This window comes from Pseudomonas sp. HP_08 (genome assembly GCF_055284095.1).
Genome location: NZ_JBTOQC010000020.1, coordinates 55,200 through 71,833 on the forward strand (window position 1 = coordinate 55,200; position 16,634 = coordinate 71,833).

At 62.4% G+C, this 16,634-nt stretch carries 10 protein-coding genes; all 10 read right to left on the bottom strand.

Translation table 11 applies throughout. From position 1 onward, the window contains the following. Positions 1-99: 99 nt before the first annotated feature. Positions 100-2,220 (bottom strand): TonB-dependent receptor family protein, encoded by a 2,121-nt coding sequence (locus tag ACYAS9_RS18155; protein WP_463569651.1) that lies wholly within the window; start codon positions 2,218-2,220, stop codon positions 100-102. A gap of 181 nt (positions 2,221-2,401) precedes the next feature. After that, positions 2,402-4,819, bottom strand: a complete 2,418-nt coding sequence (locus tag ACYAS9_RS18160) for a glucose/quinate/shikimate family membrane-bound PQQ-dependent dehydrogenase (protein ID WP_463569652.1) — start codon at positions 4,817-4,819, stop codon at positions 2,402-2,404. 843 nt (positions 4,820-5,662) lie between these two features. Next, positions 5,663-6,637 carry a peptide ABC transporter ATP-binding protein gene (locus tag ACYAS9_RS18165; RefSeq protein ID WP_463569653.1) on the bottom strand — a complete coding sequence of 325 codons (975 nt, stop codon included), beginning with the start codon at positions 6,635-6,637 and terminating at the stop codon, positions 5,663-5,665. Next, the gene (locus ACYAS9_RS18170; RefSeq protein WP_463569654.1) at positions 6,637-7,605 is read right to left on the bottom strand and encodes an ABC transporter ATP-binding protein; all 969 of its coding nucleotides are present in this window, start codon (positions 7,603-7,605) and stop codon (positions 6,637-6,639) included. Before ACYAS9_RS18170 ends, ACYAS9_RS18165 begins: the two co-directional genes overlap by 1 nt. A gap of 10 nt (positions 7,606-7,615) precedes the next feature. Then, positions 7,616-8,527, bottom strand: a complete 912-nt coding sequence (locus ACYAS9_RS18175) for an ABC transporter permease subunit (RefSeq protein ID WP_463569655.1) — start codon at positions 8,525-8,527, stop codon at positions 7,616-7,618. 10 nt (positions 8,528-8,537) lie between these two features. Further along, the gene (locus ACYAS9_RS18180; RefSeq protein WP_459748855.1) at positions 8,538-9,548 is read right to left on the bottom strand and encodes an ABC transporter permease subunit; all 1,011 of its coding nucleotides are present in this window, start codon (positions 9,546-9,548) and stop codon (positions 8,538-8,540) included. Between the two features lie 69 nt (positions 9,549-9,617). Continuing rightward, positions 9,618-11,213, bottom strand: a complete 1,596-nt coding sequence (locus ACYAS9_RS18185; RefSeq protein ID WP_463569656.1) for an ABC transporter substrate-binding protein — start codon at positions 11,211-11,213, stop codon at positions 9,618-9,620. A gap of 22 nt (positions 11,214-11,235) precedes the next feature. Next, positions 11,236-12,834 carry an ABC transporter substrate-binding protein gene (locus ACYAS9_RS18190; RefSeq protein ID WP_463569657.1) on the bottom strand — a complete coding sequence of 533 codons (1,599 nt, stop codon included), beginning with the start codon at positions 12,832-12,834 and terminating at the stop codon, positions 11,236-11,238. 204 nt (positions 12,835-13,038) lie between these two features. Continuing rightward, a complete protein-coding gene (locus ACYAS9_RS18195) occupies positions 13,039-14,658 on the bottom strand; it encodes an ABC transporter substrate-binding protein (protein ID WP_463569658.1) in 1,620 nt (539 codons plus the stop codon). A 310-nt stretch (positions 14,659-14,968) separates the two neighbouring features. Then, positions 14,969-16,570, bottom strand: coding sequence for an ABC transporter substrate-binding protein (locus ACYAS9_RS18200; protein ID WP_463569659.1), 1,602 nt, complete (start codon positions 16,568-16,570; stop codon positions 14,969-14,971). Positions 16,571-16,634: the final 64 nt, after the last annotated feature.

Sequence of the window (16,634 nt, forward strand, 5' to 3'; positions counted from 1 at the left end):
CGCTAGCGCTCGCAAAATATCGGAAACGCCGAAAATTTACGACTGCTAACGCAGCCGGTCGCGGGACAAGCGCGCTCCTACAAGGGCCTGCGCCGATCTTTAAAACTCGTAGCTGGCGCCAGCGCCCGCGTACCACGAGCGGCCCGGTGCCGATTCGTAGTAGCGGCCGTTGCCGTCGCCGACGATCACCGAGCCTACGTATTGGCGGTCGGCCAGGTTGTCCAGGCGTACCAACTGGTGAAAGGTCCAGGGCCCGACATGCTGTTCCAGGCGGGTGCGCCAGTTGAACACCGCATAGCTGGGCGCGGCCTTGCTCTGGTTGCTGTCTTCGACATAGACCTTGCTGCGGTACTGGCCTTCGAGGCCCATGCTGATGCCTTGCACCGGCTTCCACACCAGTTCGCCGAACAGGCTGCTGCCGGGCACGCCGGGCAGGTGGTTGCCTTTTTCGATGGTCTGGCCGCTGGCGGTGAAATCCTGGTCATAGGTCGCTTGCAGGCGGGTGTAGGCCAGCGTGGCTTCCCACTGTTCGCTCAGTTGGGTCTGCACGCCCAGTTCAAAGCCGCGACGCAAGGTCTTGCCGGCGTTCTGGTAGCTGGTGCGGCCGTCGGTGGCGCTGCTCACGACGATTTCGTCATCGGTACGGATTTCGAAGATCGCAGCGTTGATGCGGGTATTGCCCGCGACCTTGGCTTTGAGGCCGATTTCGTACTGGGTGCTGGTGGCCGGCGACAGGCCGAAGTTGAAGCCTTCGATGGCGCCCGGTGCATAGGCCATCTCCGCCTGGGTCGGCGTCTCGAAGCCCTTGCCGGCGCTGATATAGCCGTTGAGTTCCGGGGTAAAGGCGTACATCACCGACAGTGACGGGGTGTTGCGCTGGTATTTCTTCGAGCCGCTGGAATCGCCGTTGCTCAGGTAGCGGTCATCGACGTCCATGTCCATGGTGCTGTGGCGGATGCCTGCGTCGAAGGTCCATTTGTCGAGAATCCAGCGCGCCTGCACATAAGGATCGAGGCTGGTTGCGGTGTCGATCTCGTCACGGCGCAGTTCGCCCTTGACGCCCAGTTGGGTGCCGCTGAAGTTCTGAAAGCCGCGGCGGTCGTCACGGCTGCGGTCGTAATCGATACCCGTGGTGACGGTCAACTGGCCGGGCACGCCGTGGATCGGCTGGATCCAGCGCAAGGTGCCGCCATGAAACTCGCGGTCGAAGTCGACCACGCCACCGCCACGCTGACTGTTGGACGCCACGGTGCGCGGAATCGACAGGTACTGCACCACGCTGCGCTGGCCGGCATACAGGTTGAACTGCAAGGTCGCGTCGCCCACGCTGCGCTCGTAGTTCATGCCCACTTGCTGGTGGTCGATGCTCTTGCGGGTGTTGTAGGTCTCGGCCACCGCAGCCACCGAGCGCGGGTCGTTTTTATAGCCTTCCCAAGTCTGGCCCAGTGGGTCCTGGGTGCCGTTCTGCTCCAGGCTGCTGTAGGTCAGCGCCAGGCGGCTGTCTTCGTCGGGTTTGACATGCACCTTGGCAAAGGTCTGGTCGCGTCGCGCGCTGCTGTGGTCGCGGTAGCCATCGGTGTCCATGCGCGAGGCATCGACGATAAAGCCCGCCTTGTCGTTGCCGCCTTCGGCCGACAGGTGATTCTTGCGAAAGCCGTCGCTGCCGAAGGTGGTGTCGGCGCCGACTTTGCCGGGGCCCTGGCCGTCGCGGGTGAACATCTGGATCACGCCGCCGGCATTGCTGCCATAAATGGTCGAAGTCGGGCCGCGCAGCACTTCGATGCGGTCGGCCACATCCAGATTCAGCGTGGCCGCCTGGCCCTGGCCGTCCGGGGTGCTGGCCGGAATGCCGTCGCTGAGCAATTTCAGGCCACGAATACCGAACGCCGAACGCGCGCCGTAGCCGCGTGAAGAAATCTGCAAGTCCTGCGCGTAGTTCTGGCGGTTCTGCACCACCAGCCCCGGCACGCGCGGCAACACTTCGGACAGGTTGACGCCCAACTGGCCGTCGTTGATCTGCTGCAGTTGCACGGTGTCGACCGAGAACGGCAGATCGAAGCCGGACACCGGGGCATAACTGCCGGTGATCACCAGCGGGGTGAGGATTTCGTAGGATGTAGCGGTGCTGTCATCGGCCTGGGCCAATGCACTGACACCCAGCCCCAGAACCAGTGCGTGGATGTGCAAGGCAAGGGTGCTGGGGGCAAGTCGATAAGACATGCAAACCTCTCAAAATGAACGAAAGCACAGGCGCCAGGGCGCGCCGATCGGGGCGGGTAGTTAAAAGCTGTAACTGAAGACCATAGACGGTTCAGAAGGTGCGCATCAGCGATAGGGCAATGTGTTACCGCTGATGGGCCAAAGCAGAGTTGCCCGCCCCGAAGGGCGGGCAAAGAAGGGGCTACGGCAGGGCGTAGGCCACGACGTAATCGCCGCGTTGCGTCGCCTGGCGGGCGCCGCCGGCGGTGATCACCACGTATTGCTTGCCGGTTTTCGGCGAAACATAGGTCATCGGGCCGCCCTGGCTGCCGACGGGCAGGCGGGATTTCCAGACTTCTTCACCGTTGGCGCTGTTGAACGCGCGCAGGTAGAAGTCCTGGGTTCCGGCGATGAAGATCAGGCCGCCCTGGGTCGACAGGGTGCCGCCCAGCGTTGGAAGGCCGATATTGATCGGCAGGCCCATGGCGATGCCGAGGGGACCGGTGTCTTCAACCGTACCGACCGGCACTTGCCAGGCGATCTTCTGGGTCTTCATGTCGATGGCGGTCAGGGTGCCGAACGGCGGCGCCTGGCATGGAATGCCGGCAATCGACAGGAAGCGGTTCTTGTTCACCGCATACGGCGTGCCCTTGAGCGGTACGGCGCCCATGCCGGTGTTGATCGCCTCACCACCGCCTGCGGCCTGGCCCTTGTTCTGCGAAGGGATCATCTCGATCCACAAGCCCAGGCGCATGTCGTTGACGAAGATGAAACCGTGCACCGGGTCGGTCGACAGACCACCCCAGTTCAGGCCGCCCAAGGATCCCGGGAAGCTCAGCGAACGGTCAGTGCCGGGCGGGGTGTACAGGCCGTCGTAGCGCATTTTCTTGAAGTCGATGCGGCACAGCAGCTGGTCGAACGGGGTGGCGCCCCACATGTCCGACTCGGTCAGTTGCCCTGCACCGATCTGCGGCATGCCCACCGATTTTGGCTGGGTCGGCGAGTACGGCTCGTCAGGAATGTTGCCGGCCTTGACCGCAACGTCTTCAACCTTGGTCAGCGGCTTGCCGGTGGCACGGTCGAGTACATAGATCTGCCCGGCCTTGGTGCCGATCACCAGCGCCGGGACCGATTGGCCGTCTGCCTTGGTGAAGTCGATCAGGCTCGGCTGCATCGGCAGGTCGAAGTCCCACAGGTCATTATGTACCGTCTGGTACACCCACTTTTCTGCACCGGTGCTGGCGTCCAGCGCCAGGACCGAAGCGCCGTAGGTGTGATCCAGCTTGCTGCGCTCGACACCATAAATGTCGGTCGACGAGCTGCCCATCGGCAGGAAAACGGTGTTCATCGCCGGGTCGTAAGACATCGGCGCCCAGCTGTTCGGCGTGCTGCGCACATAGGTCTTGCCGTCTGCCGGGGTGTTGCGGTCTTCTGGGTTGCCCGGGTCGAATGCCCAGCGCATTTGTCCGGTGACCACATCAAAACCACGAATCACGCCGCCTGGCATGTCGGTCTGGACGTTATCGGCGACACGGCCGCCGACCACGACGGTGGTGCCGGCCATCAGTGGCGCGGACGACAGCTGGTAGTGCGAGTCCGGCACGTTACCGAGGCCGGCTTTCAGGTCGACCTGGCCGTTGGTGCCGAAGCCTTCGCAGAACGCGCCGGTGTCGGCATCGACTGCGATCAGGCGTGCATCGATGGTGTTGGTCAGCAGGCGACGCTGGCAGTTACCGCCCGCGGCGACATTGACGGCGGTGACCGGCGAGCTGCCTGGCTGGGCAGGCGCTGCAATCGGTGCGGTGGCGTCGAAATAGGCCAGGCCCCGGCAGCGTTGCCACACGGCGGACTGCGCGTTGATTTCGTTCTTCCACAGCTCTTTGCCGGTGTCGGCGTCCAGCGCGATGATGTTGTTGTGCGGGGTGCAGATGAACACCTTGCTGCCGATTTGCAGCGGGGTCAGCTGGTCTTCGGCACCGTTGCCGTTGCTGACCGCGACATCACCGGTGTGGTAAGTCCAGGCCACTTTGAGCTTGTCGACGTTGCCACGGTTGATCTGGTCCAGCGCGGCAAAACGGCTGCCACCTTCGGTATTACCGTAGTGCGCCCAGTCTTTCTGCGCGTTGGCCGGGTCCACTGGCGTCAGGCCGGGACCGGCGCCGGTCGGGGCGACGCTTGGGTGCGCTACGAACATGTTGCCGACCGCAATGACCAGCCCGATTGCCAGAACACCGGCCAGGCCATACGGCGCCTTGCTCGGTGCAGCACCGCTGGCGCGGGCCAGCAGCGGATAGACCAGCAGCACGGCCAGGCCCATGGCACTGAACATGAACAGGCGCGAGAACAGCGGCCAGAATTTCAGGCCGACATCGGCCAAAGCCCAGACGACGGTGCCCAGCAGGAAGGCGCCGAACAGCCAGGCACCGGCGGTGCGGCGTGCCGCGATCAAGCCACCGGAGGCGGCCATGACCAGGCCGCCGATGAGGAAATACCAGCTACCGCCCACACTCACCAACCGGAAACCGTTGGCAGCCAGGACCAGGCCAAGCAGAACAAAAATGATCCCCAGGCCCAGCAGGATGAACCTGGCGACCCCGGAAAGTGGTTGTCGATGTGTCATTTTGAAGCACCCGTTTTGGAATCGGGCGATTATAAACCCAAGAATTAACTGTTTGGTTAATTCTTTCATCCAGCGACATCCCCCCCGTAGGAGCGCGCTTGCCCGCGACCGGCTGCGCTAGCAGTCGTAAATTTTCAGCGTTTCATAGCTTTCTGCGAGCGCTAACGCACTCGGTCGCCGGCAAGCGGGCTCCTACGGGTTGCGATCAGGCTGCGACAAACTGCTATCCCGCGTAAGAGCGCGCTTGCCCTAGGCGGCATACCGACGACCGGCTGCGCTAGCAGTCGTAAATTTTCAGCGTCTCATAAATTTCTGCGAGCGCTAGCGCACTCGGTCGCCGGCAAGCGGGCTCCTACGGGTTGCGATTAGGTCGCGACAAACTGCTATCCCCAGAAGGAGCGCGCTTGCCCTGGGCGGCATACCGACGACCGGCTGCGCTAGCAGTCGTAAATTTTCAGCGTTTCATAAATTTCTGCGAGCGCTAGCGCACTCGGTCGCCGGCAAGCGGGCTCCTACAGGTGCGATCAGGCTGCGACAAACTGCTATCCCGCGTAAGAGCGCGCTTGCCCTGGGCGGCATACCGACGACCGGCTGCGCTAGCAGTCGTAAAATTTCAGCGTTTCATAGATTTCTGCGAGCGCTAGCGCACTCGGTCGCCGGCAAGCGGGCTCCTACAGGTGCGATCAGGCCGTGACAAACTGCTATCCCGCGTAAGAGCGCGCTTGCCCTGGGCGGCATACCGACGACCGGCTGCGCTAGCAGTCGTAAATTTTCAGCGTCTCATAAATTTCTGCGAGCGCTGGCGCACTCGGTCGCCGGCAAGCGGGCTCCTACGGGTTGCGATCAGGCTGCGACAAACTGCTCCGCGTAATGACACGCCACTTGCCGCCGGTCGACCTCGCGCAGCGCCGGGACTTCACTGGCGCAGCGGGCGGTCGCGTACGGGCAGCGCTTGTGAAACGCGCAGCCGCTTGGCGGGTCGAGCGGGTTGGGCAGTTCGCCGACGATCTTGATCTTCGGTTTCAGCGGGTCGGGATGAATGGTCGGCGTGGCCGACAGCAGCGCCTGGGTATACGGGTGCAGCGGCCGTTCGTAGATGGCGTCCTTGGGGCCCATTTCCGCCGGGCGGCCGAGGTACATCACCAGCACCGTGTCGGCAACATGACGCACCACCGACAGGTTGTGCGAGATGAACACATAAGCGGTGTTGAACTGTTGTTGCAGGTCCATGAACAGGTTCAGCACCTGCGCCTGAATCGACACGTCCAGCGCCGAGGTCGGTTCATCGGCCACCAGCACCTTGGGCTGCAGCATCATGGCGCGGGCCAGGGCGATGCGCTGGCGCTGGCCACCGGAGAACATGTGCGGGTAGCGATGGTAATGCTCGGGGCGCAGGCCCACCTGGCTCATCATCGCCTGGACCTTTTCACGCCGTTCGGCGCGGCTCAGGTCGGTGTTGATCAGCAGCGGCTCGCCGAGTTGATCGCCGATCTTCTGCCGTGGGTTGAGCGAGGCGTACGGGCTCTGGAACACCATCTGCACATCCTTGCGCAGTTGCTTGCGCTCGGCCTTGCTGGCGCCTTTGACTTCCTGGCCGGCAATCTGCAACGAGCCCGACGACGGTTCTTCGATCAGGGTCAGCGCCCGCGCCAGGGTGGATTTGCCGCAGCCGGACTCACCGACCACCGCCAGGGTCTTGCCGGCCTCCAGTTCGAACGACACGCCATTGAGGGCGCGCACCGTGGCGTGGCCCTTGAACAGGCCACGAGAGACTTCATAGTGACGGGTCAGGTCGCGGGCAGTCAGTACGACGCTCATTACGCCACCTCCTGATTCAAGGGATAGAAACAGCGCGCCAGGCTATGCGCCTTGGGGTCCAGCCCCGGTCGCTGGGTGTGGCAGTTGTCGCGTACATACGGGCAGCGCGGCGACAGCAGGCAGCCGGCCGGGCGGTCGTAACGGCCCGGCACCATGCCTGGCAATGTCGCCAGCCGCTCGGCGCCCATGCTGTGTTCCGGAATCGCCGCCAGCAGCGCTTCGCTGTACGGGTGCGCCGGAACCTCGAACAGGCCCGGCACCTGGCCGATTTCCACCGCCTGGCCTGCGTACATCACACAGACCCGCTGCGCGGTTTCGGCGACTACGGCCAGGTCGTGGGTGATCAGCACCAGCGCCATGTCCTGCTCTTTTTGCAGGCTCAGCAGCAGCTCCATGATCTGTGCCTGAATGGTCACGTCCAGCGCCGTGGTCGGTTCGTCGGCGATCAGCAGCTTGGGTTCGCCGGCAATCGCCATGGCAATCGCCACGCGCTGGCTCATGCCGCCCGACAGTTGATGCGGGTAAGCGTCCAGGCGTTGCGCGGCACCGGGGATCTCGACCTTTTCCAGCAGCTCCAGCGCACGCTGCCGCGCGGCCTTGCCAGACAGGCCAAGGTGCTGGCGCAGCACCTCGATGATTTGAAAGCCGACGGTGTAGCTGGGGTTCAGCGCGGTCATCGGGTCCTGGAAGACCATCGCCATATCCTTACCGATGATCCTGCGCCGCTGGCGGGCGTTGAGCTTGAGCAGGTCATGACCGTCGAAGTTCAGCGCATCGGCCTTGATGACGCCGGGATGATCGATCAGGCCCATCAGCGCCATCATGGTCACCGATTTGCCGGAGCCGGACTCGCCGACAATCGCCAGCACCTCGCCTGTATCGACGCTCAACGACAGGCCGTCGACCACCGGCACCGCCTTTTCGTCGCCGAAGCGCACCGAGAGATTACGGATTTCAAGCAATGACATGTGAATCTCCTCAGGCGGCGTTCTTGAGTTTCGGGTCTAGCGCATCGCGCAGGCCGTCGCCCATCAGGTTGATTGCCAGCACGCTGAGCAAAATGGTCAGGCCGGGCAGGCTCACCACCCACCAGGCGCGTTCGATGTAGTCGCGCGCCGAGGCGAGCATGGTGCCCCACTCAGGCGTCGGCGGTTGCACGCCCAGACCCAGAAAGCCCAGGGCGGCGGCATCGAGAATCGCCGAAGAAAAACTCAAGGTCGCCTGCACGATCAGCGGCGCCATGCAGTTGGGCAGCACGGTGATGAACATCAGGCGGGGCAAGGTGGCGCCGGCCAGCCTGGCGGCGGTCACATAATCGCGGTTCAGCTCGCCCATCACCGCAGCGCGGGTCAGGCGCACATAGGAGGGCAACGACACGATGGCGATGGCAATCACCGTGTTGATCAGGCCAGGGCCGAGGATCGCGACGATGGCCACGGCCAGCAGCAGCGAGGGCAGGGCCAGCATGATGTCCATCAGGCGCATCACCGAGGGGCCGAGAAAACGCGGGAAAAAGCCGGCCAACAGGCCCAGCAGAATGCCCGGAATCAACGACATGACCACCGACGACAAGCCGATCAGCAACGACAGCCGTGAGCCATGAATCAGCCGCGACAGCAGGTCACGGCCCAGTTCGTCGGTGCCGAGGATGAACTGCCACTGGCCGCCTTCGAGCCAGGCCGGCGGGGTCAGCAGAAAGTCGCGGTATTGCTCGCTGGGGTCATGCGGTGCGACCCACGGCGCGAACAGCGCGCAGAAGACGATGACGATCATGAACAGCAGGCCGGCAACCGCGCCTTTGTTTTTCGCAAAGGCTTGCCAGAATTCTTTGAAGGGCGACGGATAAAGCAGGCTTTGATCGACTGCTACCGCAGGAGTGTTATCGCTCATGGGAATGATCTCAGCGCTGATGACGGATGCGTGGGTTGGCAAGGCCGTAGAGGATGTCCACCACGAAATTGACCAGGATCACCAGACAGGCGATCAGCAGAATGCCGTTTTGCACCACCGGGTAATCCCGGGCGCCGATGGCCTCGATCAGCCATTTGCCGATGCCCGGCCAGGAGAAGATCGTCTCGGTCAGCACCGCACCGGCCAGCAGCGCGCCGACCTGCAGGCCGAACACGGTCAGCACCGGAATCAGCGCATTGCGCAGGCCGTGCACGAATACCACTCGTGCCGGCGAAAGGCCCTTGGCCCGGGCGGTGCGCACGTAATCCTCACGCAGCACTTCGAGCATCGATGAACGGGTCATGCGCGCAATCACCGCCAGCGGAATGGTGCCCAGCACGATGGCCGGCAAAATCAGGTGATGCAGGGCATCGAGAAACGCGCCTTGCTCGTCGCTGAGCAGGGTGTCGATCAGCATGAAGCCGGTGACCGGCGGGATGTCGTACAGCAGGTCGATGCGCCCCGACACCGGCGTCCAGCCCAGCGTCACCGAGAAGAACATGATCAGGATCAGGCCCCACCAGAAGATCGGCATCGAATAACCGGCCAGCGAAATGCCCATCACCCCGTGATCGAACAATGACCCTCGCTTGAGCGCCGCCGTGACCCCGGCCAGCAAGCCCAGCACGCCGGCAAACACCAGCGCCGCCAGTGACAGCTCGACGGTGGCCGGGAACAGCGACAGAAACTCGTGCCAGACGCTTTCGCGGGTGCGCAGCGATTCACCGAGATCGCCCTGGGCAAGCTTGCCGATGTAATCCAGGTACTGCTCGTACAAGGGCTTGTTCAGGCCCAGGCGCTCCATGGCCTGGGCGTGCATTTCCGGGTCGACCCGGCGCTCGCCCATCATCACTTCGACCGGGTCGCCCGGAATCAGGCGAATCAGCGCGAAGGTCAACAGGGTAATGCCGAAGAAGGTGGGGATCAGTAACCCCACCCGGCGGGCAATAAAACTCAACATTGTGTGGTGGTCCTCAATCGGCCGGTCAGGCTTGGCACCTTGCCCTTGTGGGGTGTGGCGCTGTTTTTTTTACTTCACGCTCGTGGTCGAGAAGTTGTTATTGATCAACGGGCTGACATGAAAGCCCTCGACGTTGTGGCGCCGTGCAATGAACAGTTTGGGATAAGCCAGGCTGATCCAGGGTCGTTCCTGGATGAACACCTGCTGGGCCTGCTTATAGAGGGCCGCCCGAGTCGCAGGTTCGGTGGTGCCTCGTGCCTGGGTGATCGCCGCGTCGAAGGCGGTGTTGCACCAGCGCGCATAGTTTTCGCCGTTGCGCGCCGCCTCGCAACCCAGGTTGGGGGTCAGGAAATTGTCCGGGTCGCCGTTGTCGCCCGCCCAGCCGGCAAACACCATGTCGTGCTCGCCGGCCTTGGCGCGCCGCAGCATCTCGGCCCACTCCATGACGCGAATATCCACCTTCAGGCCGATTCTGGCCAGATCTGCCTGCAACATCTGCGCCCCAAGCAGCGGATTGGGGTTGGTCACGCCGCCGCCATTGCGGGTAAACAGGGTCAATACCTGGCCTTCGGGCACGCCGGCCTGCTTGATCAGCGCGCGCGCCTGTTCAAGGTCGCGGGCCGGGTTTTGCAGGGCCGGGTCGTAGCCGATCAGGGTTGGCGGGTAAGGTCCGACGCCTTCTGTAGCCTTGTTGTCACCAAACAGCGCCTTGAGATACGCCGGCTTGTCGAACGCCAGATTGATCGCCTGGCGCACCCGCACATCGCTCAGGTACGGCTTGCGGGTATTGAGCGCCACATAGCTGGTCATCAAGCCTTCCAGTTCGTCGATGGCCAGTTGTGGATCGGCCTTGACCACCTCGATATCGTCGGGCTTGGGGTACAGCGCCACCTGGCATTCATTGGCCTTGAGCTTTTGCAGGCGGGTGTTGCTGTCCAGGGTGATGGCAAAGATCAGCGTTTCGCTGGGCGGCGGGCCTTTCCAGTAGTCCGTGTTGGCCTTGAAGCGCACCTGGGCGTCCTTGGCGTAGCGGGTGAGGATAAAGGGCCCGGTGCCCACCGGTTTGCTGTTGAGCCATTCGGTCTTGCCGGCTTTCAACAACTGATCAGCGTATTCAGCCGAGTAGATCGAGGTGAAGGGCATGGCCAGGTCGCGCAGAAAAGGCGCTTCGGCCCGCGACAGGTTGAAGCGCACGGTGTAGTCGTCGAGTTTCTCGACGCTGCTCAGTAACTGGCGAAACCCCATGCTTTCGAAATACGGGAAGCCGACCCCTGACAGCGCGTGCCAGGGATGAGTAGGGTCGAGCTGGCGCTCAAAGCTCCACAGCACATCATCGGCGTTCATCGCCCGGCTAGGCGTGAAGTCCGCTGTGGTCTGGAACTTGACCCCGCGCCGTAGATAAAAGGTGTAGTGCATACCGTCGGCGCTGATTTCCCAGCGCTCTGCCAGGCCCGGCACCGGGTCGGTGGTGCCCGGCGTGAAGGCGACCAGTCGTTCCAGCAGCGTCTCGGCCGAAGCATCGGCACTGACCGCCGTGGTGTATTGCACGATATCGAAGCCTTCGGGGCTGGCCTCGGTGCACACCACCAGCGGTTTAGCCGCTGCCGCCGCGCTGGCACACAGTAAGGCCCATGCCAGCGGCCAGTGCAGATACGTCGGTTTCAAGGGTGGTGCTCCTGCCAGGGGCTCAGTCGGCAACGCTGACGCCGGAAAAGTTATTGCGCCCAAACGGGCTGACCTTGAAGCCTTCGACAGTGGCCCGCAAAGGCTGACTGACCGTCGAGTGGGCAATCGGGGTGATCGGCACCTGTTGCTTGAGATAACGCTGCGCCTGCTGATACAGCTCGGTGCGCTGGCCTTTGTCGGTGGTGGCAATCGCCGCCTTTATCAGGCGGTCGTACTGCTCATCGCACCACATCGAATAATTGTTGCCGCCAATCGCCGCACAGCTGTAAAGCGTGCCGAGCCAGTTGTCCGGGTCACCGTTGTCGCCGGTCCAGCCGATCAGCGAGATATCGTGTTCGCCGTTCTTGCTGCGTTTGAGGTACTCGCCCCATTCGTAGCTGACGATCCGTACCTTCAGGCCGACCCTGGCCCAGTCGGCCTGGAGCATTTCGGCCATCAGCCGGGCATTGGGGTTGTACGGGCGCTGCACCGGCATGGCCCACAGGTTCAACTCGGTTCCTTCCTTGACCCCGGCGGCGCGCAGCAGTTCGCGGGCCTTGTCGGGATCGAAGGGCGCGTCCTTGATGCTGGTGTCGTAAGACCACTGGCTGGGCGGCATGGCATTGACGGCCAGTTGGCCGGCGCCCTGATACACCGCATCGATGATCGCCTGCTTGTTGACCGCCATGTCCAGCGCCTGACGCACTTGCAGGTTGTCCAGTGGCGCGTGGCGCACGTTGTAGCTGATGTAGCCGAGGTTATAGCCGGGGATTTCGATGACTTTCAGTTGCGGGTCGGCTTTCAGGGCCGGAACCTCGGCGGGACGCGGGTGCAACGTTACCTGGCACTCGTTCTTGCGCAGCTTTTGCAGGCGCACCGAGGCGTCGGTGTTGATCGAGAAGATCAACTGGTCGAGCTTGACCTGTTCCGGCGCCCAGTAATCGGGGTTGCCCTTGTAGCGAATCTGCGCGTCTTTCTGGTAGCGCTGGAAGATGAACGGCCCGGTGCCTATCGGCTGCTGGTTGATGTCGCGCGGCTTGCCGCTGGCCATCAACTGCTCGGCGTATTCGGCTGAAATGATCGAGGCAAAGCTCATCGCCAGGTTCTGGATAAAGGCCGCGTCCACCGTATTGAGGGTGAAGACCACGGTCAGCGGGCCGGTTTTCTCGACCGAGCGGATTTTCTTGTCCATGCCCATGCCGGTGAAATACGGGAATTCGGCGGGGTAGGCGACCCGGAACGGATGATCGGCCTTGAGCATGCGGTTGAAGGTGAACACCACGTCGTCGGCATTGAAGGCGCGGCTGGGGGTAAACGCCTTGTTGCTGTGGAACTTCACCCCTTCACGCAAATGAAAGGTATAGACCAGGCCGTCTGCCGAAACATCCCACGAGGTCGCCAGCGCCGGAACGGCCACGGTGCCGCCCGGTTCGAACTCGGTCAGGCGGTTATAGATCGGTTGTGCGGCATCGTTGTCGGTGGCCGAGGTGTATTGCGCGGTATCGAAGCCCGAGGGGCTGGCCTCGGAGCAGAACACCAGGCTGTTGGCGGCGTGGACGGCGGGAGCGCCGGCCAGCAGGGCCAGGCTGATGAATGAGGTCGTTGCGAGCGATCGGTACATGGTTTTCCTTATTATTCTGGGCGCGCAACGAGCCGGGTAAGGCGCGGCGCCATGGGCTGGGTAATCCGGGCTTGTGGCCTGGGTGCGACAGCCGACAACAATAGGTCGGTCAAAGCCTGCGGTATGTCGGTCCGGAGTCTTCAAATGCTGTAGGAATGCTCCTTGGCAAGGCGGCACCGTTATTCGCGGCGCCGCCTGCGGGGGTTACTTCACGCCGACGCCATAGAAGGAGTTCAGGCCCAGCGGGCTGATCTTGAAGTCCTCTACCGTGCTGCGCATCGGCTGGTAAACCGTCGAGTGCGCGATAGGGGTCAGCGGCAGGGCGTCCTTGAGCAGGTGCTGCGCCTGTTTATACAGTTCGGTGCGCTTGGCCTGGTCCGGGTTGGACTTGGCTTGCTTGATCAACGTGTCGAAGGCCGGGTCGCACCATTTCGAATAGTTGTTGCCGTTGACCGCATCGCAGCCAAACAGCGTGCCGAGCCAGTTGTCCGGGTCACCGTTGTCGCCGCTCCAGCCGATCAGCATGGCGCCGTTCTCGCCGGCCTTGGCGCGCTTGAGGTATTCGCCCCATTCATAACTGACGATTTTTGCGTTGATGCCGATCTTTTTCCAGTCGGCCTGGATCAGCTCGGCCATCAGCCGCGCATTGGGGTTGTACGGCCGCTGCACGGGCATCGCCCACAGGGTGATTTCAGTGCCTTCCTTGATGCCGGCTTCCTTGAGCAGGGCGCGGGCCTTGTCGAGGTCGAAAGGTACGTCCTTGATGGTGTCGTCATAAGACCACTGGGTCGGCGGCATGGCGTTGACCGCCAGCTGACCTGCGCCCTGATACACCGCGCTGATGATCGCCGGCTTGTTGACCGCCATGTCCAGCGCCTGGCGCACTTTCAACTGTGCCAGCGGGTTGGGCGCGTCGCTGCCCTTGATCTTGTCCATGACGTTGTAGGCGATATAGCCGAGGTTGAAACCGGCCTGCTCGGGCATTTTCAGGTTCTTGTCGGCCTTGAGCGACTCCAGGTCGGCCGGGCGCGGGTAGGCAGTGATCTGGCATTCGTCGCGCTTGAGCTTTTGCATGCGCACCGACGGGTCGGTGGTGATGGCGAAGATCAGGTTATCGACCCGCACATCGCCAGGTGCCCAGTACTCCTTGTTGCCGGTGTAACGGATGTTGGAGTCTTTCTGGTAGCTCTTGAACACGAACGGCCCGGTGCCGACCGGCTTCTGGTTGATGTCGGCAGGCTTGCCCTGCTTGAGCAACTGGTCGGCGTACTCGGCCGACAGAATCGAGGCAAAGCTCATGGCGATGTTCTGGATGAACGCCGCGTCGACCGTGGCCAGGGTGAACTTCACCGTGTAGTCATCAAGCTTCTCGATCTGCTTGATGTTGGTGTCCATCGCCATGTCGGTGAAGTACGGAAACTCGGTGGGGTAGGCTTTGCGGAACGGCTGGTCCTTGTCGATCATGCGATTGAAGGTGAACAGCACGTCGTCGGCGTTGAAGTTGCGGCTGGGCTTGAACCATGGCGTGGTGTGAAACTTCACGCCCTCGCGCAGGTGAAAGGTGTAGGTCAGCAAGTCCGGGGCAATGTCCCAGCGGGTTGCCAGGCCCGGCACCACGGCGGTGCTGCCACGTTCGAACTGGGTCAGCCGGTTGTAAATGGCCTCGGCCCCGGCATCGAAGTCGGTCCCGGCCACGTACTGGGCCGAGTCAAAACCTGCGGGGCTCGCTTCGGAGCAGTACACCAGGTTAGCCGCCTGAGCAAACGGCGCGCCGGCCAGCAGACCTGCACCGAGAAAAAACGGAATGACCGCGTGTTTGAGCATGGTGGCCTCAATTGTTGTCATTTTTAGGGGAATGACCGGCCTTGTGGGCCGATCGAGAGGGGCTTTATGCAGGGTATATACCCAAAGTGGCCAACCGGCCTCAGAGAGAGGCCAGTTTGTAAGGAGGTCGTACAAGAATGTCGCAAAGTTATACGAAATCGCGGAAGTTGAACGTTTGCTAAGGCTTTTTGCCATTAGTTTTTCAGGAGTTGTAGGACAATCGCGGGCGCTCCCTGCACCCCATTGGGGCCACAAGTGTTACTTGCCCGTGCCTGAAGCACACACACCTACTGGCCGCGTCCACCACAGGCTATTTATTCAGGCTCACCCCATAAAACGGCGTCAGACCAAACGGGCTGATCTTGAAGTCCTGGACCTCTTTGCGCATCGGCTGGAACACTTTGGAGTTGGCGATCGGGGTGATCGGCACCTGGCTCTTGAGAATCTGCTGGGCCTGTTTGTACAGCGTGATGCGTTCATCCTGCGAGGCGGCTACTTTGGCCTGTTGCACCAGCTTGTCGTAGGCCGGGTCGCACCATTTGGCGTAGTTGCTGCCCTTGACCGCCGCGCAGCTGTACAGCACGCCGAGCCAGTTGTCCGGGTCGCCGTTGTCGCCGGTCCAGCCGTAGATCATGGCGTCATGTTCGCCGGCCTTGGCGCGCTTGATGTACTCGCCCCATTCATAACTGACGATGTTGGCCTTGATGCCGATCTTGTCCCAGTCGGCCTGGATCATCTGCGCCGACAGCCGGGCATTGGGGTTGGAGGCGCGTTGAACGGTCATCGCCCACAGGTTGATCACTGTGCCCGGCGCAATACCGGCTTCCTTGAGCAACTGGCGGGCTTTTTCCGGGTCGTGCGGGGCGTCCTTGATCGTCGGGTCGAAACCCCACTGGCCCGGTGGCAGGGCGTTCTCGGCCAGTTGCCCGGCGCTGCGGTACACCGCCTTGATGATCGCCGGCTTGTCGATGGCCATGTCCAGCGCCTGGCGCACTTTCAGTTGGTCCAGCGGCGGGTGGGTCACGTTATAGGCCAGAAAGCCCAGGTTGAAACCGGGCTGGCTGAGCACCTTGAGGTTCGGGTCCTTGGCGATGTCTTCGATGTCCTGCGGGCGCGGGTAGCCGCTGACATGGCACTCGCCGGCCTTGAGCTTTTGCAGGCGCACGGCGGCATCGGTGTTGATGGCGAAAATCAGGTTGTCGATCTTCACATCTTCAGGCTTCCAGTACGCCGTGTTGGCGGCATAGCGGATCTGCGAATCCTTCTGGTAGCGCTTGAACACGAACGGTCCGGTGCCGACCGGCTTCTGGTTCAGGTCGGCGGCCTTGCCCTGCTTGAGCAACTGCTCGGCGTATTCCGCCGACTGGATCGAGGCAAAGCTCATGGCCAGGTTCTGCACGAAGGCGGCGTCGACGTTGTTGAGGTTGAAGCGCACGGTGTTGTCGTCGAGTTTTTCGACGCTTTTGATCGTGGTGTTCAGGCCCATGTCGGTGAAGTAGGGCGATTCGGACGGGTAAGCCTTGCGAAACGGCTGGTCTTTGTCGAGCAGGCGATTGAAGGTGAACAGCACGTCATCGGCGTTGAAGTCGCGGCTCGGGGTGAAGTAGTCGGTGGTGTGAAATTTCACGCCCTGGCGCAGTTTGAAGGTGTAGCTCAGGCCGTCGCTGGCCACCTCCCAACCGGTGGCCAGGCCCGGCTCGACCTCGGTGCCGCCGCGTTTGAACTGGGTCAGGCGGTTGAACACCGTTTCAGCCGATGCATCGAAATCGGTGCCGCTGGTGTACTGGCTCGGATCAAAGCCTGCCGGGCTGGCTTCGGAGCAATACACCAGGGTGCTGGCGGCCTGCGCGACAGGTGCGCAGGCCAGCAGGGCGGCAGTCAACAGCAGCGGGTGGAAGACGGTCTTGTCCATGAAGTCCTCGAAGGCAGCAGAAAGTGTTGGCGGAGCATGCCGCACTGTCTGCTTTTTCTACAAG

Bases quoted from the DNA above. Each gene is read 5' to 3' on its own strand.
- ACYAS9_RS18155 (WP_463569651.1), bottom strand. From the start codon at position 2,220: ATGTCTTATCGACTTGCCCCCAGCACCCTTGCCTTGCACATCCACGCA.
- ACYAS9_RS18160 (WP_463569652.1), bottom strand. From the start codon at position 4,819: ATGACACATCGACAACCACTTTCCGGGGTCGCCAGGTTCATCCTGCTG.
- ACYAS9_RS18165 (WP_463569653.1), bottom strand. From the start codon at position 6,637: ATGAGCGTCGTACTGACTGCCCGCGACCTGACCCGTCACTATGAAGTC.
- ACYAS9_RS18170 (WP_463569654.1), bottom strand. From the start codon at position 7,605: ATGTCATTGCTTGAAATCCGTAATCTCTCGGTGCGCTTCGGCGACGAA.
- ACYAS9_RS18175 (WP_463569655.1), bottom strand. From the start codon at position 8,527: ATGAGCGATAACACTCCTGCGGTAGCAGTCGATCAAAGCCTGCTTTAT.
- ACYAS9_RS18180 (WP_459748855.1), bottom strand. From the start codon at position 9,548: ATGTTGAGTTTTATTGCCCGCCGGGTGGGGTTACTGATCCCCACCTTC.
- ACYAS9_RS18190 (WP_463569657.1), bottom strand. From the start codon at position 12,834: ATGTACCGATCGCTCGCAACGACCTCATTCATCAGCCTGGCCCTGCTG.
- ACYAS9_RS18195 (WP_463569658.1), bottom strand. From the start codon at position 14,658: ATGCTCAAACACGCGGTCATTCCGTTTTTTCTCGGTGCAGGTCTGCTG.
- ACYAS9_RS18200 (WP_463569659.1), bottom strand. From the start codon at position 16,570: ATGGACAAGACCGTCTTCCACCCGCTGCTGTTGACTGCCGCCCTGCTG.